Annotated in this window: 22 protein-coding genes; 10 read left to right on the plus strand and 12 right to left on the minus strand. The window is 48.7% G+C overall.

All coding sequences use genetic code 11. The features are described 5' to 3' along the window. The 3 genes from ACKFKH_RS00005 to ACKFKH_RS00015 all read left to right on the plus strand — a co-directional run. Positions 1-235 (plus strand): hypothetical protein (locus ACKFKH_RS00005; protein WP_446856158.1); only part of this gene is annotated, 235 nt, incomplete at its 5' end. Positions 236-476: 241 nt separating this feature from the next. After that, entirely contained in the window at positions 477-893 is a 417-nt protein-coding gene (locus ACKFKH_RS00010; RefSeq protein WP_446856159.1) for a hypothetical protein, read from the plus strand. A 131-nt stretch (positions 894-1,024) separates the two neighbouring features. Then, a complete protein-coding gene (locus tag ACKFKH_RS00015; RefSeq protein WP_446856160.1) occupies positions 1,025-2,485 on the plus strand; it encodes a glycosyl hydrolase family 57 in 1,461 nt (486 codons plus the stop codon). Positions 2,486-2,500: 15 nt separating this feature from the next. On the opposite strand, the gene ACKFKH_RS00020 is transcribed toward ACKFKH_RS00015, so the two are convergent. From ACKFKH_RS00020 to ACKFKH_RS00035, 4 genes are all read right to left on the minus strand, one after another. Continuing rightward, positions 2,501-3,145, minus strand: a complete 645-nt coding sequence (locus tag ACKFKH_RS00020; RefSeq protein ID WP_446856161.1) for a Uma2 family endonuclease — start codon at positions 3,143-3,145, stop codon at positions 2,501-2,503. Between the two features lie 4 nt (positions 3,146-3,149). Then, complete coding sequence (locus ACKFKH_RS00025) at positions 3,150-3,902, minus strand: endonuclease/exonuclease/phosphatase family protein (RefSeq protein WP_446856162.1); 753 nt, start codon at positions 3,900-3,902, stop codon at positions 3,150-3,152. Positions 3,903-3,982: 80 nt separating this feature from the next. Further along, complete coding sequence (locus tag ACKFKH_RS00030; RefSeq protein WP_446856163.1) at positions 3,983-7,960, minus strand: magnesium chelatase subunit H; 3,978 nt, start codon at positions 7,958-7,960, stop codon at positions 3,983-3,985. 461 nt (positions 7,961-8,421) lie between these two features. Beyond that, on the minus strand, positions 8,422-8,907 hold the full coding sequence (locus tag ACKFKH_RS00035) for a hypothetical protein (protein ID WP_446856164.1): 486 nt from the start codon (positions 8,905-8,907) through the stop codon (positions 8,422-8,424). Between the two features lie 235 nt (positions 8,908-9,142). Between ACKFKH_RS00035 and ACKFKH_RS00040 the strand changes: the two genes are divergently transcribed. Both ACKFKH_RS00040 and ACKFKH_RS00045 read left to right on the plus strand, forming a co-directional pair. Next, positions 9,143-9,328: a hypothetical protein gene (locus ACKFKH_RS00040; protein WP_446856165.1), complete on the plus strand. Its 186-nt coding sequence runs from the start codon at positions 9,143-9,145 to the stop codon at positions 9,326-9,328. 67 nt (positions 9,329-9,395) lie between these two features. After that, the gene (locus tag ACKFKH_RS00045; protein ID WP_446856166.1) at positions 9,396-11,333 is read left to right on the plus strand and encodes a chloride channel protein; all 1,938 of its coding nucleotides are present in this window, start codon (positions 9,396-9,398) and stop codon (positions 11,331-11,333) included. 385 nt (positions 11,334-11,718) lie between these two features. Here ACKFKH_RS00045 and ACKFKH_RS00050 read toward each other — a convergent pair whose 3' ends face one another. Further along, on the minus strand, positions 11,719-12,123 hold the full coding sequence (locus ACKFKH_RS00050; protein ID WP_446856167.1) for an AbrB family transcriptional regulator: 405 nt from the start codon (positions 12,121-12,123) through the stop codon (positions 11,719-11,721). Positions 12,124-13,793: 1,670 nt separating this feature from the next. Between ACKFKH_RS00050 and ACKFKH_RS00055 the strand changes: the two genes are divergently transcribed. After that, positions 13,794-15,041: an HhoA/HhoB/HtrA family serine endopeptidase gene (locus tag ACKFKH_RS00055; protein ID WP_446856573.1), complete on the plus strand. Its 1,248-nt coding sequence runs from the start codon at positions 13,794-13,796 to the stop codon at positions 15,039-15,041. Positions 15,042-15,188: 147 nt separating this feature from the next. Continuing rightward, a complete protein-coding gene (gene def, locus ACKFKH_RS00060) occupies positions 15,189-15,722 on the plus strand; it encodes a peptide deformylase (protein WP_446856168.1) in 534 nt (177 codons plus the stop codon). A 69-nt stretch (positions 15,723-15,791) separates the two neighbouring features. On the opposite strand, the gene ACKFKH_RS00065 is transcribed toward def, so the two are convergent. From ACKFKH_RS00065 to ACKFKH_RS00075, 3 genes are all read right to left on the minus strand, one after another. Continuing rightward, the gene (locus ACKFKH_RS00065; protein ID WP_446856169.1) at positions 15,792-16,970 is read right to left on the minus strand and encodes a type I restriction endonuclease; all 1,179 of its coding nucleotides are present in this window, start codon (positions 16,968-16,970) and stop codon (positions 15,792-15,794) included. 193 nt (positions 16,971-17,163) lie between these two features. Further along, positions 17,164-17,661, minus strand: coding sequence for a TSUP family transporter (locus tag ACKFKH_RS00070; protein ID WP_446856170.1), 498 nt, complete (start codon positions 17,659-17,661; stop codon positions 17,164-17,166). A 65-nt stretch (positions 17,662-17,726) separates the two neighbouring features. Beyond that, positions 17,727-17,867 carry a hypothetical protein gene (locus tag ACKFKH_RS00075; RefSeq protein WP_446856171.1) on the minus strand — a complete coding sequence of 47 codons (141 nt, stop codon included), beginning with the start codon at positions 17,865-17,867 and terminating at the stop codon, positions 17,727-17,729. A 27-nt stretch (positions 17,868-17,894) separates the two neighbouring features. On the opposite strand from ACKFKH_RS00075, the gene cax reads away from it, so the two are divergent. Then, the gene (cax, locus tag ACKFKH_RS00080) at positions 17,895-18,983 is read left to right on the plus strand and encodes a calcium/proton exchanger (protein ID WP_446856172.1); all 1,089 of its coding nucleotides are present in this window, start codon (positions 17,895-17,897) and stop codon (positions 18,981-18,983) included. Positions 18,984-19,223: 240 nt separating this feature from the next. Next, a complete protein-coding gene (locus ACKFKH_RS00085; RefSeq protein WP_446856173.1) occupies positions 19,224-19,727 on the plus strand; it encodes a hypothetical protein in 504 nt (167 codons plus the stop codon). Positions 19,728-19,865: 138 nt separating this feature from the next. Here the strand turns inward: ACKFKH_RS00085 and ACKFKH_RS00090 are convergent, their stop codons facing one another. Next, positions 19,866-20,135, minus strand: a complete 270-nt coding sequence (locus ACKFKH_RS00090; RefSeq protein ID WP_446856174.1) for a GlsB/YeaQ/YmgE family stress response membrane protein — start codon at positions 20,133-20,135, stop codon at positions 19,866-19,868. A gap of 560 nt (positions 20,136-20,695) precedes the next feature. Here ACKFKH_RS00090 and ACKFKH_RS00095 point away from each other — a divergent pair. After that, on the plus strand, positions 20,696-23,155 hold the full coding sequence (locus ACKFKH_RS00095; protein WP_446856175.1) for an ATP-dependent Clp protease ATP-binding subunit: 2,460 nt from the start codon (positions 20,696-20,698) through the stop codon (positions 23,153-23,155). Positions 23,156-23,475: 320 nt separating this feature from the next. On the opposite strand, the gene chlP is transcribed toward ACKFKH_RS00095, so the two are convergent. From chlP to ACKFKH_RS00110, 3 genes are all read right to left on the minus strand, one after another. Further along, positions 23,476-24,699 carry a geranylgeranyl reductase gene (gene chlP, locus ACKFKH_RS00100; protein ID WP_446856176.1) on the minus strand — a complete coding sequence of 408 codons (1,224 nt, stop codon included), beginning with the start codon at positions 24,697-24,699 and terminating at the stop codon, positions 23,476-23,478. 263 nt (positions 24,700-24,962) lie between these two features. Then, positions 24,963-25,352: a PIN domain-containing protein gene (locus ACKFKH_RS00105; protein WP_446856177.1), complete on the minus strand. Its 390-nt coding sequence runs from the start codon at positions 25,350-25,352 to the stop codon at positions 24,963-24,965. After that, positions 25,342-25,569, minus strand: a complete 228-nt coding sequence (locus ACKFKH_RS00110; RefSeq protein WP_446856178.1) for a hypothetical protein — start codon at positions 25,567-25,569, stop codon at positions 25,342-25,344. The genes ACKFKH_RS00105 and ACKFKH_RS00110 overlap by 11 nt, the downstream gene beginning before the upstream one ends. Between the last annotated feature and the right edge of the window lie 575 nt (positions 25,570-26,144).

Raw genomic sequence — 26,144 nt, forward strand, 5'->3', positions numbered from 1 at the left:
TTCGATGAGAGTGACTCGCTTCGTTTCAATCGGCTTCAGCCCCCTAAATCCCCCACAAGTGAGGGACTTTGAACGAGAAATATTGTCTCAAAGTCCCCCAAAATTGGGGGGTTGGGGGGCAGAAGTGCTGAATAACGAAGCGAGAAAATTCCATCGAATTCACGTTTGGTTTAGGTCGATCGCTCCTGCCTCCTGTGCTGACCCCACCCCGCAAACTGAGCTAATCGCCGAATAACGCCAACGGTCAACCTTCTACGGGGCGGCGCTTGCTTTCACAATTGGTCATTCCTACAACATTCTCCCTCAAGGTTGATTTAACTGTGCGATGTGCTTTTCATATTATTAAGCAATGTGAAGGCTACTAATCTGCTAGATCAATTCGTGTTGTGACGATGCATAGCCACGCTTTGAAGTTAGCCGATTTTTTGACCAAGCTCCTTCCCAGTCGTCAATCCCTAGTTTTTCGGAGTTACCTGATGCTGAACCTTTCGTCTGGTGAGGAGATTGCTTCACCTTCAGCCGATGATTTTTTAGCCCCTTCTTCTGGCAGGCAAACAATTCGACCTGCCCAAGCAGATGTCTCGTTAAAATCGTCTGGCGACGAAACCCTGCGGTCAGCGTATGGCAAATCCAGCTTTGAAGCCTCGCTAGTCAACCCTTGGCGCAATGTGGTGACTTCTCCTCGTCCCAAGGCGGCTCCCGCTCCAATTTACGATCATGCCGCTCCTATCTCACCTTTGCGCGATCGCGATATTGCCGAGTTGTCGGGGCTGTTCGATCGAGAAGACATTCTAGAGTTAGAACAAAACGTCAATCATTACTTGATTCGTCTATTTCCTGAGCCTTGCTGGGAAGACGATGATGATTTGAGCTTTTTGAACGAACACCTTTGAAGGGATGAGGGATGAAGAAAAGCGGTGAGGGTGGAGCTTTAAGGTTTAAGGTTTGAAGTGGCATCAGAATTGGGGGTTGAATGAAATCCTGCTGATGCTGATTGGTTCTTGTCCCTTTCACCTTCCTTGCTATGGCTTCTTTGCTTCCCTCTTCCCTGATTGAACTGATTGACGGACTTCCTAACCTCTCAGGTCACGAATCGGAAGTGCGATCGATCACCCAATCCGAGGCTGCTGTTTTTTTGCCGACAACTACGGTCAAACTCAAATCGGTGAAGGCGACATTTGCGATCGCGCTCCACATGCATCAACCGACAATTCCCGCTGGGACAGATGGCGCGTTGATCAGCAACCTCCAACAGATGTTTGAGCATCCCTACCTTGGCGACAACCACAATGCGGGCACGTTTGCCTGGTGCTATTCGCGCATGGGTGATTTTATTCCAGAGTTGGTGGCTCAAGGCTGCAATCCACGGGTGATGCTCGACTATTCAGGCAATTTGCTCTGGGGATTGAGGCAGATGGGGCGAGGCGATGTGCTGGATAATTTGAAGCGGGTGACGTGCGATCGCACCTACCAACCTCATGTCGAGTGGCTGGGGACGATGTGGGGTCATGCCGTCGTGCCGTCTACACCCATTCCTGACATCAAGCTGCATATTCAGGCGTGGCAACATCATTTTGCGGCGATTTTTGGCTGGGAAGCACTAGCGCGAGTGAAAGGATTTTCGCCTCCAGAAATGCATTTGCCCAATCATCCCGATACGCTGTTTGCGTTCATTCAGGCGCTCAAAGATTGTGGCTATCGCTGGCTGATGGTGCAAGAACATTCGGTCGAAACGCTGACCGGACAGCCGCTCGAAAATCGTCATCTGCCTCATCGACTGATCGCCCGCAACTCCCACGGTGAGACGGTGAGCATTACGGCGCTGATCAAAACTCAAGGCTCAGACACCAAATTAGTAGGTCAAATGCAGCCTTACTATGAGGCAAAAACGCTGTCTCGACAAACGATCGCCGGGGTCAATATTCCCCCGATCGTCACACAGATTGGCGATGGCGAAAATGGGGGCGTGATGATGAATGAGTTTCCTAGTGCGTTTGTGCGGACGTGGCATGAGGCGGCGAACAATCCCGATGTGGTGGGTGTGACGGGCACAGAATATTTGGAACTGATCGAGGCGGCGGGCTGTGATGACCAAGCGTATCCAACTTGTCAGGCGATCGCTCAACATCTAATCTGGCAGCGAGTCGATCCAGAAGCGGCCACGACTGAATTGGTGGAAGGAGCGATCGACGATTTGACGCAAACTCAGCCCAATTTTCACATGGATGGCGCTTCGTGGACAAACAGCTTGAGTTGGGTCAAAGGCTACGAAAATGTGTTGGCTCCGATGAATCAGTTGAGCGCTTTATTTCATCAAAGATTTGATAGTGAATCGTCCGACATTACGCAACAAGAAAATTACCGTCAAGCACTCTTATATAACCTTGTGTTGCAAACCAGTTGTTTTCGATATTGGGGGCAGGGAGCCTGGACAGATTACGCACAAGAAATCTATCGTCGAGGCAAAGAGTTGTTAGAAAAATAAGTTTGTAACTTACTTCTAATGGGTTTGAAACTGAGTAAGCAGCCACGCTCCCACTTGCGATTGATCGGTTTCTCGACTTTGCCGAAGGGCGGCTTCTAAAACTGCAAACTCTAAGCCTGGTAGCACTTCTGATTGATCAATTCTTTTGCTGCCGCGATCGATCATTTGAAACGCCAAAATTTCTGCTTTTTCGACATCCACAACCCAATATTCAGAGATGCCTAGTTCTTCGTATAAAGTGCGTTTGTTGCCGCGATCGTCCAACAATGTTGTTTTAGAAACTTCGATCACAAGGTCAGGAACAGGATACAAATCGAGATCCACAATATTGGTTCCTCTTGGAATCAGTCTGGCGCGACCTCCGATGTAGTAAGACACATCAGGCTGAAATTCTTGTACTCCTACTTTGCGGAAGGAGCAGTTATCGAGCGATCGAAATGCAATCCCTTTGAGAGTCGCAAACAAAAAGACTGCAAAGAGAATGACAGCGTGGTCATCCGCATGGTCACATCCAACTGCTGCCATCTCAACCCTCATGTTTCCTTGGTAATAGTAGCCTTTCGCTTTTTCGTGGGCGGGGTCGTCGATCGTCTGAAGATACTCCTCCCACGACGCAGGAACCCAGGCATCTGTGACTACTTTGGCTTTGAGTTCTACCATTGCTTCATTCGCCTTCGATCAAGACTTTAGCCACTACACCATTATGATCGCTCATTTTAATCGTGTCTGTAAAACTTTCCCAGGCTGATACCTGATGACTTTTGGCAAAGTTTTGACTGATGCAAATGTGGTCGATATTTTGGCGATTTGCTAATTCAAAGTCTCTCTCGGTGAGGCAGATTAAGTGACTGTGATCGAGTTCCTTAGTCAACAAATCCTCAACCTCTTTTGTACTGTACCAGCCTGATTCGTTTCTAGATTGATTGAAGTCACCTGCTACGCACAAAGCATGATTTGGATATTGCAAAGTGAGATTTGCCCAATCGTTTCCTTGACGTAAAATTGCTTCTTGATGCTTTTCCCAAACGCTCACATAAGCTTCGTCTAGTTCAAGGTTTTTACGGCTAATTACTCCTTCATTTTTGTAAGGAATGATTGTTCCATAAACGATTAGATTTAGACCAGATTCTAGTTTTAATGCAATGCAAGCAGTTTCTATAGACTGAGATTTGATCAATACTTTTTGATGAGGAAGCCGAGAGCAAATCATCACGTCAGCATTTCTAGAACCATACTCTTGAGACAGAGTTGTTGAATAGTTGGGCAAAAATTCAGCAGCGAGTGCTGTCCCATGTCTGACTTCTGTAAACACCCAAATATCTGCATTGGTTTCTTGAATCTTTTGGGCGATCGCCTCTTTTCTACTCCAACTGCGAGGCGTTAATTTCTGAAGATTCCAGGTGGCGATCGTCAACATGATTTCGCTTAAAAAAGGGACATAAAAAAAGGGACATGATTGCTCACATCCCCATTATTCCTTTAAGTTAGAGAAATTGACTACTCGATGCCTTCGATCTTGTCCTCAACTTCTTGATACAACTCGCGCAGTTTGTCGAGATTTTCTTCGCTGGTTTCCCAGTATCCTCGACCGTTGGCTTCTAGCAATGTCGTCACCATTTTACGGAACGAGTTTGGATTGAGATCTAGCAATCGCTTTTGCATTTCTGCATCTTTGATAAACGTATCATTCGCGTCTTCATAGATCCAATTATCTACGGCTCCTGCGGTTGCTGACCAGCCCATTGTATTAACCAATCGCTTTGACAGTTCACGAACGCCTTCATAGCCATGACTCAGCATTCCCTCATACCATTTGGGATTGAGTAATTTGGTGCGCGCATCCAATCTCACCGTCTCAGACAGCGTGCGGACTTGAGCGTTTGCGGTCGTCGTGTCTGCGATGAAAGAAACGGGCGCTTTGCCGTCATCTCTCAGGCGAGAAACTACCTTCGTCGGATCAGAGTCGTAGTAGTGCGAAACGTCGGTCAGCGAAATCTCAGAAGAGTCCAGATTTTGGAAGGTAACCTCCGCCGTCTTGAGCGCCGCTTCAAAGATCTTGCGATCCTGTCCCATTTCGCCCGGATTGTCCGACGAGAACGCAAACGACTTGCGCGCCAGATACATATCCTGAAGTTCGGCTTCGCCTTCCCAAGTGCTATTCTCGATCGCCAGGTTCACATTCGACGAATAAGATCCAGATGCATTGGAGAAGACACGAGTCGCTGCCTGACGCAGATTAATGCCCATCTCTTCAGCTTGCTTGGTGGCGTGTTTGCGAACGAAATTCATCTCCATTGGCTCATCCGCTTCGGCGGCCATTTTCACCGCGCGATCGAGCAATGCCATCTGATTAATAAACAAGTCGCGGAACACTCCAGAACAGTTGACGACGACATCAATGCGCGGACGACCCAACTCTTCGAGCGAAATCAACTCAACTTTGTTAATCCGCCCCAGAGAATCGGGAACCGGACGCACCCCAACCATCCAGAAGATTTGCGCCAGCGATTCGCCGTAGGTTTTGATGTTGTCGGTGCCCCAGAGAACGCAGGCGATCGTTTCAGGATAGCGACCTTCATTTTCGGCACACTGACGCGCTAGGAGGCGATCGACGACAATTTTGGCAGACTTGACCGCCGCCGCTGTCGGAATCGATTGGGGATCAAGGGCGTGAATATTCTTCCCCGTCGGCAATACGTCAGGATTGCGAATCGGATCGCCACCTGGGCCGGGAATAATGTATTCGCCTTCCAATCCGGTCAGCAATGCGCCGAGTTCATTGTCTGCAACGACTTGCTTGAGGCAAAATTCCAGATACTCAAACAGCGGCTTGATTTGTTCGACATCGACTTTGGTGTAGCCTGCACTGTGCAACGATTCGATCCAGGGTTCTTTTTTGCCCATGTTGAAGAAGTTGAGCCTCGTCACCTTAGAAACGCGCCCATCTGCATCGATTTGAGCCTGCACCATCGCGCCCACTGCATCCCGAACCGCCATCGTAATGTCCTGCAAAAGCTGAACGTCTTCAAGAACGCCGCGATCGCTCCCTTGATAAATATCGTCAATGTCACGGCCCACGCTATTCGCAATGATCCGAGTCAAGCTCACGACATCATCTTCGGCCCGATCCAAACTGGCAATGTTGACTAAAGTTGCGATCGCTTCTTCCGCCGTCGGAGGCTTCCCAATCACATGCAGTCCACAGGGCAACAGCCGCGATTCGATCTCCATCAGCTTGATGTAAACCTTACCCACGATGTTGTCTTGCGCTTCGACCGTCATATCTTTGACGCTGTGATCCGGCAGAGCAATGTCACGATCGAGATTCACAATCCGACATTTGTCAACGATCGTATCAACAATCTGCACGCCCCGACCCGAATCTCTGAGCGATTGGTAAGACGCAACCAGTTCGCCCAGTTCTTTCAAACCCTTGTACAGTCCCGCGTTCTCAGCAGGCGGTGTCAGGTAACTGATCGTTTCGGCATACGATCGGCGCTTGGCGATCGTCGCTTCAGACGGATTGTTAGCCGCGTAGTAGTAGAGGTTGGGAATGGTGCCAATCAAGCTATCGGGGAAGCAGTCACCCGACATGCCAATCTGCTTACCTGGCATGAATTCTAGCGATCCGTGAGTGCCAAAGTGCAGAACAGCGTCAGCCTTCCAGATCTTTTCTAAGTACGTGTAGTAGGCAGCAAATCCATGATGGGGACTGGCCGATCGCGAGAACAACAGCCGCATCGGATCGCCTTCATAACCAAAGGTCGGCTGCACTCCGATAAACACGTTACCAAACGATTTGCCGTACACCAGCAGATTTTGACCATCTGTGTTCAAATGTCCAGGAGGCGGGCCCCAAGACTCGTGCAGTTTCTCAGAATAAGGCGTTAACTCCTCATATTCCGGCACCGACATCCGATAAGCAATGTTCAATTCGGGGCTGTTGTACTGCGCTCTGGCATCATGCAACACTTCCAGCATCAGCGCTTCGGCCGTATCCGGAACGCCTGCAACATCATACCCATTGTTTTGCAGCGCTTCTAGAACTTTGTGAATGGAGCCAAACACATCTAAATAAGCCGCCGTCCCCACATTCCCTTTATCGGGTGGAAAGCTGAAAACCGTGATGGCAACACGCTTCTCAAGTTTGGGCTTGCGGCGCAGATTGGCCCACTTCATGGCTCGTTGGGCGATCGCTTCTACTCGATCTTGAAGGGCGATCGCTTTCCCGGTATTGCCGTCGCGTCCAGAAAGAATAATCGGCTCGATCCCGCCATCCAACTCAGGTAAGGCAATCTGCAACGCCACTTGAATCGGGTGCAACCCCAAATCGCTATCCTGCCATTCTTCCGTCGTTTGGAAGACCAGCGGCAACGCCACCATATAAGGACGGTTGAGACGCTTGAGGGACTCGATCGCTTTGGGGTGATCTTGACGAGCCGGGCCGCCCACTAGCGCAAATCCAGTCAGCGAGACGACCACATCCACCACCGCATTCTTGGAGATCGGATCGTAGAAAAACGCATCCACAGGCTTCGAGAAGTCTAATCCTCCCGCAAAAACCGGAATGACTCGTGCGCCCATGCACTCCAATTCTTGCACCATTGCCACATAGTGAGCGTCGTCTCCGGTGACCAAGTGCGTTCTTTGCAGCACCAATCCCACACAGGGCGCTAACGGATCTTTGGTATCAGCAGGAATGTCTTTGCGCGAATCGAACCAGTTCAAATATTCTTTAACATCCTCAAACATCTGAGGCGCGAGGGGATGCCAGATGCCCAGATCAGGATAGGTGACAGGCTCTTGATACGCCAGCACTTTCACATCTTTGTCTTTGATCACATACTTGTCGGTCAGCATCAGCAGGAAGTTTTCTAGATTTTCCTGTGAGCCACCCAGCCAGTATTGAAAGCTCAACATAAAGTTGCGAGCATCTTGCGCTTTGTCCATCGGCAGATATTTCAGCACTTTGGGCAAGGTTTGCAGCAGCTTTAACATGCCATCTTGAAAGCCAGCGCCTTGCTTTTCTTTGCGCTTTTTCATGAACTGAGCGATCGCGCTCTTTGACTGACCCAACTGAGCCATCGAAAAGCTGCCCATCTTATTCAACCGCATCACCTGCGGCATCGACGGAAAGACGACGGCCACATCCAGGCGATCGCGATAAGGCTCGACCGCTGCCACAACCTTATCGGCCAGGTCTTCTAAGAAAATTAGCGAAGCGATGAAAATATTGGCTTCAGAAACATCTCGCTTAAAGTTTTCGTAATTTTCGGCATCCCGCAGTTCTTCAATCAGGTAGCCGCTGATTTCATACGCGAGATTAGGATGGTTTTGGTTAATCGATCGAATGGCAGCAGAGAGCGCGCTTTGATATTGCGGCTCTAGCACGACATAGACCACCTTTACTAAAGACCGTCCCTGAAGGTTGTCGGGTGCAATGTGTCTAATGGTGGGCTTGACGTGGGTGAACATGCTAGTGAGACTCCTTGCGATGCGTGTTCTCTTCTTCTAGTCAGTCGAGTGAGCGAACTTTTGACGAGCCGTTGCTGCTGTCTCAGGTTCGGATAGGGATGAAGCAGTACAGATCAGGAAACCAAAATTTCCTCAACGCTCAGAGAGACCTTCTTGAAGTTTCTTGAAGTCGTTTTTTCTCGTGAGCGGGTGCAGACGTAAATTTATCCCTGTATGTGTTTTTACCAGAAAAGGCATACCAGAAAAGCATTCTGGCGAATAACTGACACAATTTGATAAGAACTTTGAGATATTTGTTTACACTTATTTACAAATAGCCGAGTATTAGCTCATAATGTTGTTTCTAAAAATTTACATTCTCAATTTAGAAGAACAACTTTTGCCAAAACAGACGGACAGACCCCCAACTTCTCTTTGAAGGTCAAGGATCTGAAATGCTTTTTTAGAATGCGATCGCCAGCTTAAGGAGTGCGATCGGGCGAGGTTTGAGGCGATTCACCCATTCGCTCAATCTGGTTTAACACGCCTTGTAGAGAAATCTTTTGGCTGGCAACGCCTCCGACCACAGCCATCGAGAACCCCAATAAAATCAAACTACCCAAAAGAGCGAGAAGCTGAGAATGTTTGGAAACGCCAGAGTCGCGCAAAATTCTTGCCAATGGCCGACTTTGACGGCGCAACATCTTCTCGGTCACCTTTTGTTTTTTGGGTGAAAACGGGTCGCGAACGTAATGACCGCTCATACTGACCACAAGCCGTTGCCGACAGTGAGGACAGGTCAACAAACCATTCACCATTTTGACGGACTGCAAACCGCCCATCTGATGGCAGACTGGACAGGGGGAAGAGTGGCGATCGAAGGTATCAGCATTCATCAGGCACTTTTGGTTGTCACGCGACAAAATGACAATTTTTTTAAGAGAACTGATCAGCGGCACACTTGCCATCAGAAACTAACCAATATTCTGGCTCAGTTTATAGAGCATTGCGAAAAATTCACGATCGACTTTTTTCACAAACCCCTCTCAGGCGAGTTTATCCAGTCTATCCAGGTTTTTCTCGATTTCTAATTTCTGTGGCCTTAAATAGGTTTAGCTTTATGCCCAGTATGGATCAGAAAGCCCTTCGCATGATTTTTTATAGAAATTTTATAGAAAATCTTCTCAAATCTCAGGGCTATTTGTGCAGAAGTCTGATCCTCACGTCGATCGCCAACAGTCTACACAGGAGTGCTATTTTGAGGGTTTCTCGGTGCGATCGTACTGCCCCATTGGCTTGTCTGGGACGATCGTTCTACATCTGTTGATTGTTGAGGCACGATCGCGTTTAGCTTTTGATAGAGCGCCGATCGCAAATTTCTTGTCTTAGCTGTAATTCATGACTCACAATGAGAGTAAGAAATAAAAATTAACTTTGTCTGACGTAAATATCCGGGATGCCTTCTGTTTCTTCGCCAAAAGGCTTGTCGTCCGAACCGCAAGCACCCTCTCCTCCTCCTTTACCCGGTACACTTCGCCTCCAGCCGTCCCCCGAAACGATCGTCCTGATTTTGGCCGTCGTAATTGGGGGCAGCGCAGGTATGGGGGTTGTGACCTTCAGATACCTGATCGAAATTCTGCATCATCTACTGCTCGAAGACGGGATGGGAACGATCGCTCACCTGGGCGCGTGGACGTTGGCCTGCGTTCCGACTCTGGGCGGGGTGTTGATTGGGCTAATGCGCTGGTGCTTTAAAGACTTTGGCCCTGGCATTTCTTCGCTGATTGCTGCGGTGCAGGCGGGTCAAGAAATTTCGGTGATGCGTCCGGTTACTAAAATGGTTGCGGCGGCGATTTCTCTGGGATCAGGGGCATCGTTGGGGCCAGAAGGGCCGAGCGTTGAGATTGGCGCAAACTTAGGGATTCTTCTAGGTCAGGCATTGCGAGTGTCTCAAGAACGCCAGCGTTTACTGTTGGGGGCCGGAGCCGCCGCGGGGTTGGCCGCAGGATTTAATGCACCGATCGCTGGGGTATTTTTTGCGCTAGAAGTCGTTTTGGGTACCACGTTTGCAACTTCGGCAGCGAGTGTAGTTCTTTTGTCAGCAGTCGTTTCGGCGCTCGTGGCTCAGATTGGATTGGGCGCTCAACCTGCCTTTAATCTGCCCGTGTATGAGGTTCGCAGTCCCTTAGAATTGCCGCTCTACCTGGGATTGGGGCTGTGTGCCAGCCTGGTATCGATCGCTTACACCAAGTCGCTCCAGTGGTCACAAAACTGGTTTAACGGCAAGATTCCGGGATTCGCTTGGATTAACCAGATTCCGAGAGAACTTCACCCCATCATGGGCGGACTCTTTGTGGGACTGGTCGCCCTCCAGCTACCGCAGATTTTAGGGGTGGGATATGAAACCGTTGAAGCCATGCTGCGAGATGTGGAGTTTTCTCTCAGATTGCTCGTGGCGCTATTGGTGGTCAAACTGTTTGCAACGGCGATTAGTCTGGGCAGTGGTCTGGTGGGTGGTGTGTTTGCTCCAGCTATGTTTTTGGGCGCAACGTTGGGAGCCGCCTACGGAAAGATTTTGCCGTTTGCTTTGCCCTGGTTTGCAGCGAGTATTGCGGCTCCGCCTGCCTATGCGATGGTGGGAATGGCGGCTGTTTTGGCGGCGAGTGTCAATGCTCCACTGACGGCGATTTTGCTGCTGTTTGAGATGACTCGTGACTATCGGATCGTGTTGCCCCTGATGGCGGCGGTGGGCTTGAGCGTGTGGCTAGTGGAGCGATTGAATCAGTCTCCAGAACGCGGGACAAATCTCAAAAAAATTGAGTCTCCTCAAGAAGCCGATCGCGCTCAACAAATTCTCAACACGATCGCTGTGGGGGATGCCATGCAGACAACATTTCTCCTGCTTTCTGAGTCGCTGCCCCTAGTTGAAGCGGGCTGGTCACTCACCGAACATCATTTGCACAGCGCCCTGGTCGTCGATAGCCAAGACCAACTGCTAGGAATCGTGACACTGCAAGACATCAATCGGTCAATCACTCGCTGGGAACACGCTCAAGTCAAAGTTTGTGACCTCGATCAGTCGCTGCAAACTCAAAGAATTGGCGAAATCTGCACCAAAGAACTGCTCTACGCTTATCAAGACGAACCAGTTGCCGAAGCCCGCGATCGCATGTCTGCCCGTGGCATTCACCAACTCCCTGTTCTGGATCGAGCGGCTCCCCATCAAATTCTTGGCATGTTGGAGCGAGAAGACATTGATCTGGCTTACAACCTTGCTCTGACGAGATCGGTTCTGTTGCCCTACCTGTCGATCAAAATCCAAGCGGATAAATTACCTCAGGCTTCTCAAGCAACTTCTACATCGGTGATTTCTCGCCTACCTGAGATCCAATAGCTTGTGAAAGTCACTTATTTCGAGCCGTCCAAATCCCGGTGAACATCATCAGCATTCCGCCGAGAAAGATTGCGATCGCAAGTCCGGCGGGTGCTACATTTAGCCAGTCGATGTTTTCCATAAAGTTGAATCAGCCAGAGGTGAGCTTACAAAAATTCAGTGCTGTACTCTTACCTTAATACAGACAGAAGGATTTCTGAGAAAAACAAAAGATGTGGCTCAGGAGATTCTCCTGGGTTTGCATCGAAAACTTCGGAGAAGCCGTCTTTGATTGATGACGATCAATCCGATTTTTCTACTTCAGCCAGCAGTTTTTGAGCGTGCGCTAAGTAACAGCAATAAGTAACAGCAAGATGAGCATCAGCCAGCCAAATTTTAGTTGCGTTTATTCCACATCAGTCAGCAAGGCATCTTCGGGTCGCTCAACCTGACGTAGATGAATGTGCTTGCGCCCTAGAGAGATCTCAAACTCATCACCAGGTTGCAGTTCCATTTGTTTGGTGTAGGCTGCGCCAATTAACAGATTGCCATTTGATTGAACGCTAATCCGATAGCTGGCACTGCGACCACCTCGCCCGTTGGTATTTTGCTTGCCGTCAAGCTCAATGCCTTCTGCATCAATTAGCGCGTTTAAAAACTTCATCATGTTGACGCGCTCTACACCGTTTTTGGTCACTGTGTAATAGCCGCACTCTCTTGCTTTTTCTTCTTTGTTGAGGTTTTCGAGTTCCTTAACCTTCTTGAGGAGTGCTTCACCAACAAGAGGCTCAATCTTTTTCTTTTTGCTCATCAACTTGGGTTTGAAATAATAACAGTGCAGTTGGGTTGTTGGCGGGTGCTAACAGGTGGTGGCAAGCAAGTCTTACTTAATGTTAGCCGCTTAGTTTATATTACACTGAGGTTGTAGGTTTTTCACCTTTTAATGGCGATTGTTTCTAAGGCATTCACTTAAGACATTTGTTAAAGATAACTGATTTGATTTGAGATAGATTTAGTAGACTCGATGTTTTAGTTTGTCGAATATGAATGATGGGCAATTGGTTGAGAGAGGCTGTTTTTGACCACATGCGATCGCGCTCTTAACTTAATCAACCCTAAGCGTTTCTGATCAAAGCTTTTGGTGATAACTGTGTGCCCAAGAGGACGCAAATTCGACAAATTGATTGGCTGTAGTCGCGAATTTAGGAACGTCTCTCTAACTCCTTCGTGAATGAAGAGCTTTAGCCGGAACGCTTGTCATAAAATCTCTCAGAGTTGGCGGTTGAAAGCAAAAGTCTCACACATTGACGCGAAAGAACCTGAGCGAATTCACATTAAGATGATCCCGCTTCTTCTCAGAGGATGTTTGAAAAGTATCAAATCGTCAGGAGATCCCCCTAGCCCTCCTTAAAAAAGGGAACAAGACCTCAAAGTCCACCTTTTTAACGTCAGTTCGATGAGAGTGACTCGCTTCGTTGCGATCAGCTTCAGCCCCCTAAATCCCCCAAAATTGGGGGACTTTGACCCAGAGAAAGTTCCAGAGTTCAAAGAAATTATGCTGATTCAAAGTCCCTCAGAATGGGGGATTTAGGGGGCGAATCCCCTGGCAACGAAACGAAAAAGTTTATCGAACTGACATCTTTTTAAGGGAGATTTAGGGCGGATCGAAAAACTGTAACGTCAGAAAAAACACTTTTCAAACATCCTCTTGAAATGCTGCCCGAACTTTGCGTCTAATCGCGCGCTCAAAGAGGCTAGAGAACGGTTTGATTTTGGCTGTCTAAAGCGATCGACGCATCAGGGCTAAGAAGTAGGACTAAGAAGTCATGCAGGCTGCCCCAAATTTGCTCCAGACATCCTGCCAAAATCTCAGCACTCTACAATGCTAAAAAGAATGCTAAAAAGATTGACTGCTTTGTTCAGTTAAAAAAAGTTCTTTGAGACCGCCTGCGCGCCCTGTCTGCAAGGGCTAAAATAAAAAAAGAGCGGAAAGACTGCTTCTGAGAGACTTTAACCTAAGCCACTAACTCAGCACTCGCTGGTATCTGGGCAATTAGGGGGAGGACAGTTCAGCAATCAGACCGCTCTTAACCATTCATTCACCTGTTTTTATAAAGTACTAACCAGGCTTGTCAATTTCATGTTTCAAAGATGAACTTGAAATGACAGTTTGCACCCCTGTGAGGGAGTCATTCTCTTTTACAGCGTCTCTTACAAAAACAAGGGAGCAAACTGACGGCAATCTCGTCTATAAAAGCGCTAATCCCAAATTTGATGGCTCTGTGATACGACTCCTGATGGGCAACTCAAAGCAGATTGCAATTGAAGGTCATCTGGTTTGTCTAGAGTGCGATCGACCGACTTCAAATCTCTTGAAAACAGTGAGAGGTCTGCTAAGTTCCGGATGGTTGTCTTGTTACATGAAGGCCATTTTATGACCGTCCAATGGTTACGATTAAGGAAAACTGAAGTGCGATGAATATGCCAAACCACGATTCTAAAACTCGTCTGGCTGCATGGCGATCGACCTGGAAGCAGTCTGTTCTCTATGTACTTTTGCCCTTTGTGGGAGCCGGAACCGCTCTTGCCGGAAGTCGTTTGGTGACCCCTGACTTTCTGCAAACTCAGCCTGCAGTTGCTCAAGCGGCCGATACTCAGATTGCTCAGAGCCGAAGCTCGGCCATTTTGTCTGCTACCGATCCCAATTTTATTGCGGCGGCTGTTGATCGAGTTGGGCCGGCCGTCGTGCGGATCAACGCCTCTCGCACAGTGAGAAACCGAGTACCGCCGATCTTTAATGATCCGTTTTTTAGACAGTTTTTTGGCTCCGAGATTCCTGATATGCCAGCAACGCGGGTTGAGCGAGGCACGGGGTCAGGCTTTATCATCAACGCAAACGGCGTGATTTTAACCAATTCTCATGTGGTCAATGGGGCAGATACTGTTTCGGTCAAGCTCAAAGACGGTCGAGAGTTTCAGGGCAAGGTGCTGGGGCAAGACCCGGTGACGGATGTGGCGGTGGTCAAGATTCAAGCGAGCAGTCTGCCGACGGTGACGCTGGGTAACTCTGAATCGTTGAAGCCTGGAGAGTGGGCGATCGCCATTGGCAATCCGTTGGGACTCGATAATACGGTGACGGCGGGGATCATTAGCGCCACGGGTCGCACGAGCGCAGAAGTCCGAGTGCCTGACAAGCGAGTGAGCTTCATTCAAACCGATGCGGCGATCAATCCGGGTAATTCGGGTGGCCCGTTGCTCAACCAGCGCGGTGAAGTGATCGGCATGAATACGGCCATTATTGGTGGCGGTGCCCAGGGGCTGGGGTTTGCGATTCCGATCAACACGGCTCAACGCATTTCTCAGAAGTTGATTGCTACAGGGCGAGTTGATCATCCCTACCTAGGCATTCAGATGACAACGCTGACACCCGAACTTAGACGGCAAATTAACAGCGATCGCCAGTCTGGTATCACCGTGCAGGACGATCGGGGCGTTTTGATCTCTGGTGTAATGCGAAACTCTCCGGCGGCGAGGGCAGGAATTCGACCAGGGGATGTGATCAAGAAGGTCAATGGGCAGCCAGTCACGACGGCCGATCAGGTGCAGCAAGCCGTAGAAGCTAGTTCGGTCGGTGGAAGGCTGCAAGTTGAGGTCAGTCGAGGTGGGCGAGCCGTGAATCTGGCCGTTCAACCGGGAGCCTTTCCAACTCAGACCGCGCAAAACGAGTAGAGGCTGGCGAATGGTGAATGCCGGATATGTTTCCAATGGCTTCACCATTCGTCTCGCAATGAATCAACCTTTTCTAAGGACTGTAAAGTTAATAAACTCGAAGATTCCGTAGATAACGATTTTATTTAATTTACGATTCTAAAACCGATGGGTGAACTGCGATCGATTATCGAGTTAGGCAATCCAATTTTGCGTCAGGTGGCGCTGCCGATTTTAGAGGTTAGAGACGAAAAAATTCAGGCGTTGATTGATGATTTGTTAGTGACAGTGAAACAGGCAAACGGGGTAGGAATTGCTGCGCCGCAGGTGGCCCAATCTTGTCAGTTAATGATTGTTGCGTCGCGTCCCAATCCTCGCTATCCCGATGCGCCTGAGATGGAGCCAACCGCTATTTTGAATCCGCGCATTCTCTCCCATTCCAGCGAAACGATTAAAGGGTGGGAAGGGTGCTTGAGTGTTCCTGGAATTCGGGGGTGGGTGCCGAGATATCGAGCGATCGAGATTGAATACTGCGATCGCAACGGCAAGCTGCAAAAAATGGAAATGACCGATTTTGTGGCGCGAATTTTTCAACACGAATTCGATCATTTCAACGGGCTGATGTTTGTCGATCGAGTCGAAAATCCCCAAGATCTAATCACTGAAGAAGACTATCAACAGCAAATTCAGAAATCTGAGTGAGAATGCTTTAGCGGTAAAGCAAGTGAGACCCTATATTTCCGGGTTGCTGTACATAGTCTCAGCTTTAAGTTACGCTGTCTTTCCAAGAGGTCGTTTAGATGCTTCAGCTTCGTAGCATTTGAGAATTAGATCACTGAGGGTATCTAAATCACTGACTGATGAAATTAAAACTCTTGATGCTGCATCCCCAAATGAAGCTGACATCTCCTGAACCTCAAAACCTGGTGCCAATGCCTTCACTTCATTAACAGGTAAACGAGTCACGAAACTCTTCTTTTTAGGCGATAGGTAGAACCTCAAAAACCACCAAGTTGTCTTGCCGACATTGACACCAAAATAGGACACCACATCCTTGTATTTAACTTCCAAGGTGTGGGTTTTTGATTGTGCCGCAATAGACTTGATTTTCTCAAACGCCTCAATGTCTTCTAAATCTTGCTCAGACTCATCCTGACTCTCTTCAACCTCTTCAATTAGCTGTGTGGGAGAAGAAATCTCGCTAGATTGACCTATTTCCTTGTTGATAGATTGGGTCATTAGGTCAACTAAGCTGCCCTGAACAGATTTTTTCACGATCAAGCGGAACTTCTCAATAACCCTGCTGGTAATTTTGCCTTCGATCGCATATCTAGAACCAATACTGCCAAGTTGAGAAACCAGAAACCGAATGAACTCATCAGATGGAGAGCGAAGGAGACTGTCTACTAATTGAGTCATTCCACTGAGATAAACCATCTCTTCAGCTTGACGTTTGATTACAAGAGCATCAAAGTTGTCTCTGTGAAAAAACTTTAGATTTTCAATTTGCTTTTGGTCATGACTGAGGATGTTGAAGATAAAGAACGGCTCCTCGTCCATCATGTTCTCATGACGTAAATCTGTAAAAAATAGATACTCAATGCCGTTTGTGACGATTGCGACTTTGGCTGAACGCAGGCCGTTAAAGTATCTTTTTAACTGACCGTCATGAGCTTCCGGCTTCTTGTCACGAGCTTTTGCCTCAACTAGCATGACAATCGCACCACTAATTGATATTGCATAGTCCACTTTCTCAAACTGACCTGATTTTTTGATTGCAAAGTCTGCAATATATTCAGGAATAACCTCTGTTGGATCGAAGACATCGTAACCAAGCGTACTGAAAAACGGCACGATTAGTCCCATTTTTGTGCCTTCTTCACCTGAGACTGCTCCAGCCCTTTTCTGAACTTGCTCTGCTACTTTAGCGATATCATCGGCAAATGCCATCTTGTCTGCTCCAATGGATAAGAAATACTTAATGATAATGCACAAAAAACATACACACACCACTACTCGTTCTACGGATCTTCCTCCGGAGATTTAAGCATTAAAAGGGCTTCTGCAAACTCTTACCATCACTCAAATCAAGGCAGACTGATGGGCTTATCTACACAAATTTAGACCTCTAAGTGAGAATGCTTTAGCGATAGAACAGGTAACGCGCTCCGATCGCAAATAGAAACAGCCCATATAGCTTTTTCATCATTTCACCGCTAATGAACGGCTGATTGGCGAATAAAGCACCCAAAAGATTGCCGACAACCAGCCCCGCTGCGATCAAAACTGCATCTCGAATGCTGAGATTGTTGTTGCGATAGTAGACCCCTGCACCGAGAATGCCGATCGGTAAAATTTGAGCCGCGAGAGACGTTCCGGTCGCAAACTTTTGATCCATTCCCAACAGCAGCACCATCGCCGGAACCATGATCGCGCCCCCACCGATGCCAAACATTCCGCCTGCAATTCCTGCGACCAACCCAATCAACAACAGTTGCACCATCACAGTAGACATGAATCCGTAAGCTCCTTTGCATGATTTGTGTAGAGGCAAGCTTATCGTAAAGTCATCAAGGGCTGAAAGGGTAAAAGTTGAGATTTGCTGACAGGCTTCATTCGGATGGCTGTGGACGTTAGACATTGGACGTTAGACATCGAACGTTAGACTCAAACTGTTTTCCTATGCAAAGTCCCGCTAATGGTCGCTTAGTTTTGAATGGAAGGATCAAAGAGTGAGGTTTCTGGAAAACAGGGTTCTCTAGAAAAATAAGAATTAGACTGGTGAGCGGTCTTGAGGTTGGAAGTCGATCGCACCTCACTGGCTCGACCTTCTACTCTTTTAATCATCTAATCTCACAGGCGAGGAGCGAATCTATGAAATTGACGACCAAACAAACTGTGCTGCTGGGAATGTTGACCTTTATCCCACTGGCGATCGCCGCCGAACATTGGGAGCTTCCGCCCGTCCTGGTCTTTGTGGCATCAGGATTTGCAATTATTCCCCTTGCGGCCCTGATTGCCGAATCGACCGAAGGCATCGCTGAAGTGGTCGGCCCAACGCTGGGAGGCTTGCTCAACTCCACGTTTGGCAACGCGACAGAATTGATTGTAGCGATCGTGGCGCTGCGGGCCGGTCTCGTCGATGTGGTCAAAGCCAGCATTACAGGCACGCTGATCGCCAACTTGCTTCTGGCGCTAGGCCTGGCAACTTTCTTGGGTGGCTTGCGATATAAGGAACAAGATTTTCAGCCCGCAGTGGCTCGTCTCAATGCATCTTCGCTCAATTTAGCAGTGGTGGTTTTGCTGACTCCGACGGCCATCCATCTCACCACAGCCAAGAGTTTAGAATTCACAACGCTAAACGATTTCTCGGTCGTTTTATCGATTTTATTGCTGGTGTTTTATGGCTTGATGCTGCTGTTTTCGATGAAGACTCACACCTATCTTTATCAAGGTGTAGCAACTGAAAATGAACTCGAAGCTGAACACCCCTCTCACGCAAAATCGGCCTTGTGGCGGCAAGTAGCGCTGTTGTTGGTCTGTACGATCGCCCTAGTTTTTGTGTCCGAAATTCTGGTTTCCAGTCTAGAAAAAGCGGTTGTCACGCTAGGTTTAACGGATCTATTTACGGGCGTAATTTTGATCCCGATTTTTGGTGGAGCAGTGGAATACATTACCGCCGTGACGTTTGCAGTCAAAAATAAAATGGATCTTTCTGTTGCGGTAGCGATGGGGTCTAGCTTACAGATTGCGATGTTTGTTGCGCCTGTTTTGGTCTTAGTCGGCCGAGTCATTGGGCAACCGATGAATCTAGAATTTAATGCGTTTGAACTGTTATCCGTGGGGATCGCCGTTCTCATCACTAACTCTATTAGCGGCGACGGCAAATCTAACTGGCTTGAAGGATCAATGTTGCTCGTGACCTATGCGGCGATCGGAGCCGCCTTTTACTTTCACCCCTAGCTGTCTACACCAAAACCTTTTGTGCAAAATGAAGGTTCATTCCCTTTCCAGGAATTTTGGGAGTCAATTCTGTAGGGCTAACAAACCCACATTGAGTCAACAAGTCTATGAAGCCGATCTACTTGGCATTACTAACAGGGTCGATCACAATTTTTAGCTGTAGCGCTCCCACCCCAGCCACTCTACCGACCCCCAAACCCGCTGCCCCCAGTTCAAGACAGCACGCCAGACGAAGCGATCGTGAAACAGACGGTCATGGATGCTTACAATCGCAAGCCACTTTCAGAACAGGCACTTAGATTGCATGACATCACAATAGCTAATGACTACGCGATCGTGGAGGGCGCTGTCGAGGATGCGATTGTCCAGTTTTTGGTGCGGCGACAGCAAGGTAAATGGCAAGTCGTCGCGATGGAATTGGGAGAGCCGTTTGGTGAGCAGGCGGGTTTGTTGGCTCAAAAGGTGCCCGCTGCTACTGTGCAAAAGTTGCTCAGTTTTCAAAAGTTGCGAGAAGTGGCAGCGATCGCAAAGCGTGAAAAAAGCTGTGTCACCATAATAGACGACCCCAATCCGCCGACCAATGTACGATCGCGTCCCACCGTTCAAGCCAATGTTGTCGGCAAAGTTTTGCAGGGCTTACAACAGGTAGGATTTCGCCCAAACGATCGACAAACCTTCACATCCAAACTGTCCCAAAATCCCAACTCACCGACCGCAAAAACATGGGCAGCCTTACGGCGATAGAGTTGCTCAAAAACGTTCTTTGATCAGCCTGTAGACGGCCATAACGTTAAAACTTCAGGTGGGGAAGCGCGGGAGACTGACTTCACACAGCTTAGAAAACTAGCTTAGAAAGTCCTCTCTCGGCTCCCCAGTTTGGTTTTAGGCGGCATTCCGGGTGATCAGACCCCACAAGAAGATGGCAATTATGGCACCAATCACCGCCACAATTACTCCAGGAATACTAAACCCTGCGGCGGTTAGCCCTATCTGCCCTGTTGTGAGTAGTGTGACAACGCTGCCGCCAATAAATGCGCCGATGATGCCGAGGATCATAGTGCTGAGAAGTCCGCCGCCTTGAGTGCCCGGATAGATGGCTTTAGCGATCGCACCTGCAATAATTCCCAAAATAGCCCAAGCGATAATATTCATAGTTCTATTCCCCAACAGAGATTTTGTAGAAGTTTTGCTTAGTGTTTTTAGCCATGATTTGAGCCAAACGTTTTAAGCAAAAACTCTATCTTTGGAGGTAGTATATCTCCCAAAGTTCATTCTTTCAATGGATAGAAATGTTAATTATTATCTTCAATTCTTGGCGGTTTAGTTGGTAAGAATTGCCCAAACTCATTGAGAGTTCGTCGCCTTAAACACACCATCTTTGGGAATGTTTACTTAATTAGCTACAGACAAAGTAAAAGTGAGCGATCGACCCACCTGCTCTAAAGTTAAAGCCAGAAATGATGGGAGTTTCTGCCCTGGACAAAGATATTAAGAAATTTGAGGAAGTTAAACATTTAGAGCGTAAATCTGGTGCCTACTTTTGTGTTTACAGCTACGACTCTGGCTTATACGGTTTTCCTCCCTAGTGGGTTAGCTTTGGGGATCGTTAGATTAGGGAGACATACTACAAGAAACTTTACGTGCATCCAACACCCGTCCCGCTCGTCGGTTAACCGAGTGGAAGCTGACAAAGCTTAGTGGAGAAAGTCCCAATGTTTGAATATTTCACCGAACAGGCGATCGCCGCCATCATCAACGCCCAAGAAGAAGCTCGTCGCCTCAGACAAAATTCTGTGGGCACTGAAGCGGTGCTGTTGGGCTTACTTCGACAAAAAGACACGATCGCAACCTCGGTTTTGACGGAGTTGGGCGTGACCCTGCAAGCCGCTCGCCAAGAAATCGATAAAATTGTCGGGCGGGGCACCGGTTCATCGCTGGCGGATCTGCCTTTTACGCCAAAGACAAGACAGCTTTTTGACCATGCCCTCGAACAGGCGCGTCAACTTGACCATCGCTACGTCCACCCCGAACATCTGCTGCTGAGTCTAGTCCAAGACAATCAGGGCGTGGGTGCAAAAGTGTTGACTAACCTGGGCGTTGATCTCGCTCAAGTGCGCTTGATGATCATCCAGACCCTCGGAGAAGTGGCTTCCGTTCCCGCGGGGGGTTTGAAGGAACGTCCTATCCAAAATTCTTCTGAGCGTACCCCTGGTTTGAATGAGTTTGGGATCAATCTGACCCAAAAAGCAGCCGAGGGCAAGCTCGACCCAATTATCGGACGGCACACTGAAATCGATCGCGTGATTCAAATTCTCGGTCGTCGCACCAAAAACAATCCCGTCTTGGTGGGCGAACCAGGTGTCGGTAAGACAGCGATCGCCGAAGGGTTAGCCCTGCGAATCTACAATCAAGACGTGCCTGAGATTCTGCAAAACAAGCAGGTTGTCAGTTTAGATATGGGCAGTCTCCTGGCAGGCACCAAGTTTCGGGGCGAATTTGAAGAACGCCTGAAACAAGTTATGGATGAGGTGCAGCAGTCAGGCAACGTTATTCTGTTCATCGACGAAATTCATACCCTGGTGGGTGCGGGTGGCGTGGGTGGCGGTATGGATGCTGCAAATCTGATGAAACCTGCTTTGGCGAGAGGTTTGATCCAGTGCATCGGGGCGACCACGCTGGATGAGTACCGTCAAATCGAGAGCGATGCTGCCCTAGAAAGACGATTTCAGCCTGTGAAGGTCGGTGCGCCCAGTGTTGAAGACACGATCGACATTCTCTATGGATTGCGCGATCGCTATGAACAGCACCATCAATTGATCATCAGCAATGCGGCGATCGCGGCGGCGGCTAAACTGTCCGATCGGTATATTACAGATCGATTTCTACCGGACAAGGCGATCGATTTGATTGATGAAGCGGGGTCGCTTGTGCGGTTGAGACATACTCATCAGTCGGCAACCAAAGCGCTCAAGAAAGAACTGCGCGAGGTCACCAAGTCTAAGCAGGCAGCCGTTACCCTTCAAGATTTTGACAAAGCGGGGACGCTGCGCGATCGTGAACTCGAACTCGAAGCCAGCCTGCGCGGAGATGATGCTCCTGTGAATGCTCAATCGCCGATCGTCACCGAAGAAGATATCGCGCAAGTGGTTTCTTCCTGGACGAGCATTCCTGTCAATCGGTTGACCGAATCGGAATCGGTGCTGCTGCTGCATTTAGCAGATACGTTGCACGAGCGAATTATCGGACAAGATGAAGCCGTCACCGCCGTTGCGAGAGCGATCAAACGCGCCAGAGTTGGCTTACAGAATCCCGATCGCCCGATCGCCAGCTTTATCTTCTCTGGGCCGACTGGAGTCGGTAAGACTGAACTCGCCAAAGCTTTAGCTGCTACCGTCTTCGGTTCAGAAGAGGCGATGATCCGATTGGATATGTCAGAATTTATGGAGTCCCACACCGTTTCTAAGCTGATTGGCTCACCTCCGGGGTTTGTTGGCTATGACGAGGGCGGTCAGCTTACCGAAGCCGTTCGTCGCAAGCCTTACACAGTCATCCTGCTGGACGAAATCGAAAAGGCTCACCCCGATGTCTTCAACATGCTGCTGCAAGTCTTAGAAGACGGGCGACTGACGGATGCTAAAGGTCGGACGGTCAGCTTTAAAAATACGCTGCTGATCATGACTTCTAACCTTGGCTCAAAGGTGATTGAGAAAGGTGGCTCAGGGTTGGGCTTTGAGATTGCTAGCGGCTCGTCCGAGTCGCTTCAGTACAATCACATTCGCACACTGGTCAACGACGAGTTAAAGAATCACTTCCGTCCAGAATTTCTCAATCGTCTGGATGAAACCATCGTCTTCCGTCAGTTGTCTCGCGACGAGGTGACCCAAATCTCGGATCTGCTGATTCAGGAAGCGGCAACCCGTCTGAGCGATCAAGGCATCCACCTCGAAGTCAGCGATCGCTTCAGGTCTCAGGTCGTCACCGAAGGCTACAATCCCAGCTATGGGGCGCGGCCGTTACGTCGGGCGATCGCTCGTCTGCTCGAAGACAGTTTGGCTGAGGCATTCCTGTCGGGTCAGATTCAGTCAGGCGACACGGCGATCGTGGATGTCGATGAAGATGGGCAGGTACGAGTCACTTCAGAAAAACCACGAGTCGCGGTCAACGTTGCTTAACGGTTAGAAACTAACGGTAAGAAACTAACAAGCTCTTAGCGATCGGCTTCAATTCAAATTGCTAGACCATAAGGCCTGGCAGTCTGGATTTATGAGTCGATCACTAAGAGCTACTTTTTTGAGCGTAAATTGCGTGAATTCGCCCCCTTGCGGGTAACTCGAAATCAAGTTTTTTGCTTCGTTACCAGGTACTTCTGCCCCCCAATCTGGGGGACTTCCAGACAAGAATCCTCATTCAAAGTCCCTCACTCGTGGGGGATTTGGGGGGCTGCCCGAAGAACTTGTAACCGCAGCACAAAATTCCATCGAATCCAGGTTTTTTAGGGTGCTAACGCATTGCCGCGAATCAGGCTGCCCAGGGTTTTCGCGGTGATTTTTAGCTGCACCAAAGGATTCGCCGGAACGACCGTCTTGTACAGATAGCTGTCAAACGTCAACTTCTGCACATCGATGTCAGAACACATTTCTACAAAGGCTTCGCGAGTGGCATCCGATCGATAAAAGACCGTTTGCAAGATGTCCAGCACTTTGTAGGTGATGCCGTATTTTTTGTCCCAACGCTTGAGATAAACCTTCAGATCAGACTCTGTAGGAATTTTTGCGCCATTTTCAGAAAATTCGACGATTGTTTCGGCACACATGCGGGCAGACTTGGCGGCAAAGTAGATGCCTTCTCCCGAAGATTTGGTCACTGTCCCGGCAGCGTCTCCGACCAGAGCAACTCGGCCCACCACTCGGCGAGGTCTGGGATGCTCAGGAATGGGATGCGCTTCGACGCGAATGATCTTGCCGCCTCTGAGTTTCTTGGCAGCCCTGGCGCGAATGCCTGCTTGCAGCTTTTTGATGTCTGCTTTGTTGGGCGACATGGTGCCAGTCCCGACTGCGACGTGATCGTATTTGGGGAAGACCCAAGCGTAAAAATCGGTCGAGACATCATCGCCCACGTACATTTCGGCCAGGTCTTCGTAGTAGGCCATTTTGTCTTCGGGCAGTCTGATCCGCTCTTGGAAGGCGATCGCATACCGATAATCTCCGGCATCAATGGCTTTGGCGATCCGTGAGTTTGCGCCGTCTGCCCCGATCACGAGATCGACCTTGAGCGTTTTGGCGGTTCCTTCGAGGCTACCATCCGAGTGATCGGCGTAGTGCAGCGTGTAAGCGCCTTTGTCAGACGAGGGAATTTCTAATTTGTGAACCGTGCCGTTGATCAAAACTGCTCCAAGCGAGACGGCGCGATCGCGCATAAAGCCATCCAACACTTCGCGGCGACACATGCCAATATATTCGTCATCTTTGAGCGTGTGACCGATGTTGACCTCCACATTCGACGGAGAGATCATCTTCATCTTGCGGACTTTGCGATCGATAATATTTTCGGGCAGATCAAACTCGGCCACCATGCAGAGAGGAATCGCGCCCCCGCAAGGCTTTACGTTGTCTAATTTGCGTTCGATTAAATAGGTTTCAATCCCTGCTTTTGCCAAGGTTTCTGCCGCAGAAGACCCTGCTGGGCCTCCGCCTACCACTGCCACCCGTAGTGCCAAAGGTTTTCTCCCATTCTCTAAAAGCTACGAAAGCATGGTATCACGGACGTTTTGCCGAATTGTTCATACTCTCGTGAACTTGAAACAGAGCTTAACAAAAGGGGTTTGTATTTACAGATGAAGTTTTGAGTGACAAACCTCTGAACCTGAGTGTGAGCAATGCTTTCACTCGATCGCCCCGGTTGAGCGACCGCCAGCAACCTTTGCATCTATACCAGAGGCTTTCGCCATGCTCCGATCGGATTGTTATGCGGCGGCTTTACTCACCACGCCACTGTTTGCAAACTCTCGATTTCTTGAAAATGAGCATCGCGTGTTACCAAAATCAGAGCGTGTTGCAGGGCAAGGGCTGCAATCCAGACATCATTCTCAGGTAACGGACGACCCTTGAGCCTCAACTTATTTTTGACCTCACCATATTGCCTCGCAGTTTCAGCGTCACATCCCAATATCGTGCTGCTAGCAATCAGGTCGTCAACTCTTGCTAAATTTGCTTCCACTCGTCCTGATTTTCTGGCTCCATAACACAACTCGCCAATCACAAAACTTGGAATGAAAACTTCGTTGGTCTGAGCGAGATTGCTTTTGACGACTGCTTCATCTGCAAAAAGAGCAATAATAATGTTGGTATCGAGCAAATACCTACCACTCATCAACATCTACCCGTTCACAATCCTGCTCGATCGCCTCACGCATTAACTGGAGATCGTCCGGAGGAATTGAACCTGCAAATCGTAGCAATTGCTGCCCTGGAGTTCCTCGAACTTCAGCTTTTACTAACGCCTGAGTAAATTCAAGCACTCGTTGTTGCAAGTGCTGCGGCATTATTTCTAGCCGTTTGATCACTTCATTGATAATGAAAACACTCATTTTCTCCTGCTTTTCTTAAGGCTGTAGATGATCACTACAATTGCTGCGCCATCTACTTTATTGTTTGACAACAGTATATCCACTGACGTACTTTGTGCCGTCTGGTAGTGACATCCACACTCACTCGACATCCTCGCCATTTTCTAGCTCAACACTAATGACGCGATTAGCTGGTAGTGAAGAGGATGAAACTAAGGATGGAGGTGCAACCACTATTCTCTTTTATTTATCTTCTGACATAGCTACTGATCAATCGTGGAGTGCATCTTCATTTTAGTCAACTAAGCAACTAGCTGTCGAGGTAGAGTCGATAGGGCTTCTTTTAGAAGAAAATGACTACTTGATGCTGATTGACTGACAAAACTTCTAAAACCCTTCATTTCCCGCAGGTTGGTGTTGAGCAAAGCAAAACCCAGCAGAGACTTCTCCAGCGTTTAGTTTCACCCAGGTTTAACCCAACCTAACCCAAAAGATTTGTCAGTCAATCAGCTACTTGATGTTCTCACTCAGATGTACCTTCCACCTCAATCCTCCGGATAGTTGAAGGCGGCATAATTGATGTTTCAGCATTCAGT

Source organism: Phormidesmis sp. 146-20 (genome assembly GCF_052939475.1).

Coding starts and splice junctions, on each gene's coding strand:
- ACKFKH_RS00020 (WP_446856161.1), bottom strand. CDS start 3,145: ATGGTAGAACTCAAAGCCAAAGTAGTCACAGATGCCTGGGTTCCTGCG.
- ACKFKH_RS00035 (WP_446856164.1), bottom strand. CDS start 8,907: ATGGCAAGTGTGCCGCTGATCAGTTCTCTTAAAAAAATTGTCATTTTG.
- ACKFKH_RS00055 (WP_446856573.1), top strand. CDS start 13,794: ATGCCAAACCACGATTCTAAAACTCGTCTGGCTGCATGGCGATCGACC.
- ACKFKH_RS00030 (WP_446856163.1), bottom strand. CDS start 7,960: ATGTTCACCCACGTCAAGCCCACCATTAGACACATTGCACCCGACAAC.
- ACKFKH_RS00075 (WP_446856171.1), bottom strand. CDS start 17,867: ATGATTAAAAGAGTAGAAGGTCGAGCCAGTGAGGTGCGATCGACTTCC.
- ACKFKH_RS00070 (WP_446856170.1), bottom strand. CDS start 17,661: ATGTCTAACGTCCACAGCCATCCGAATGAAGCCTGTCAGCAAATCTCA.
- ACKFKH_RS00095 (WP_446856175.1), top strand. CDS start 20,696: ATGTTTGAATATTTCACCGAACAGGCGATCGCCGCCATCATCAACGCC.
- ACKFKH_RS00050 (WP_446856167.1), bottom strand. CDS start 12,123: ATGAGCAAAAAGAAAAAGATTGAGCCTCTTGTTGGTGAAGCACTCCTC.
- ACKFKH_RS00045 (WP_446856166.1), top strand. CDS start 9,396: ATGCCTTCTGTTTCTTCGCCAAAAGGCTTGTCGTCCGAACCGCAAGCA.
- ACKFKH_RS00090 (WP_446856174.1), bottom strand. CDS start 20,135: ATGAATATTATCGCTTGGGCTATTTTGGGAATTATTGCAGGTGCGATC.
- def (WP_446856168.1), top strand. CDS start 15,189: ATGGGTGAACTGCGATCGATTATCGAGTTAGGCAATCCAATTTTGCGT.
- ACKFKH_RS00025 (WP_446856162.1), bottom strand. CDS start 3,902: ATGTTGACGATCGCCACCTGGAATCTTCAGAAATTAACGCCTCGCAGT.
- ACKFKH_RS00010 (WP_446856159.1), top strand. CDS start 477: ATGCTGAACCTTTCGTCTGGTGAGGAGATTGCTTCACCTTCAGCCGAT.
- ACKFKH_RS00105 (WP_446856177.1), bottom strand. CDS start 25,352: ATGAGTGGTAGGTATTTGCTCGATACCAACATTATTATTGCTCTTTTT.
- cax (WP_446856172.1), top strand. CDS start 17,895: ATGAAATTGACGACCAAACAAACTGTGCTGCTGGGAATGTTGACCTTT.
- ACKFKH_RS00110 (WP_446856178.1), bottom strand. CDS start 25,569: ATGAGTGTTTTCATTATCAATGAAGTGATCAAACGGCTAGAAATAATG.
- ACKFKH_RS00065 (WP_446856169.1), bottom strand. CDS start 16,970: ATGGCATTTGCCGATGATATCGCTAAAGTAGCAGAGCAAGTTCAGAAA.
- ACKFKH_RS00015 (WP_446856160.1), top strand. CDS start 1,025: ATGGCTTCTTTGCTTCCCTCTTCCCTGATTGAACTGATTGACGGACTT.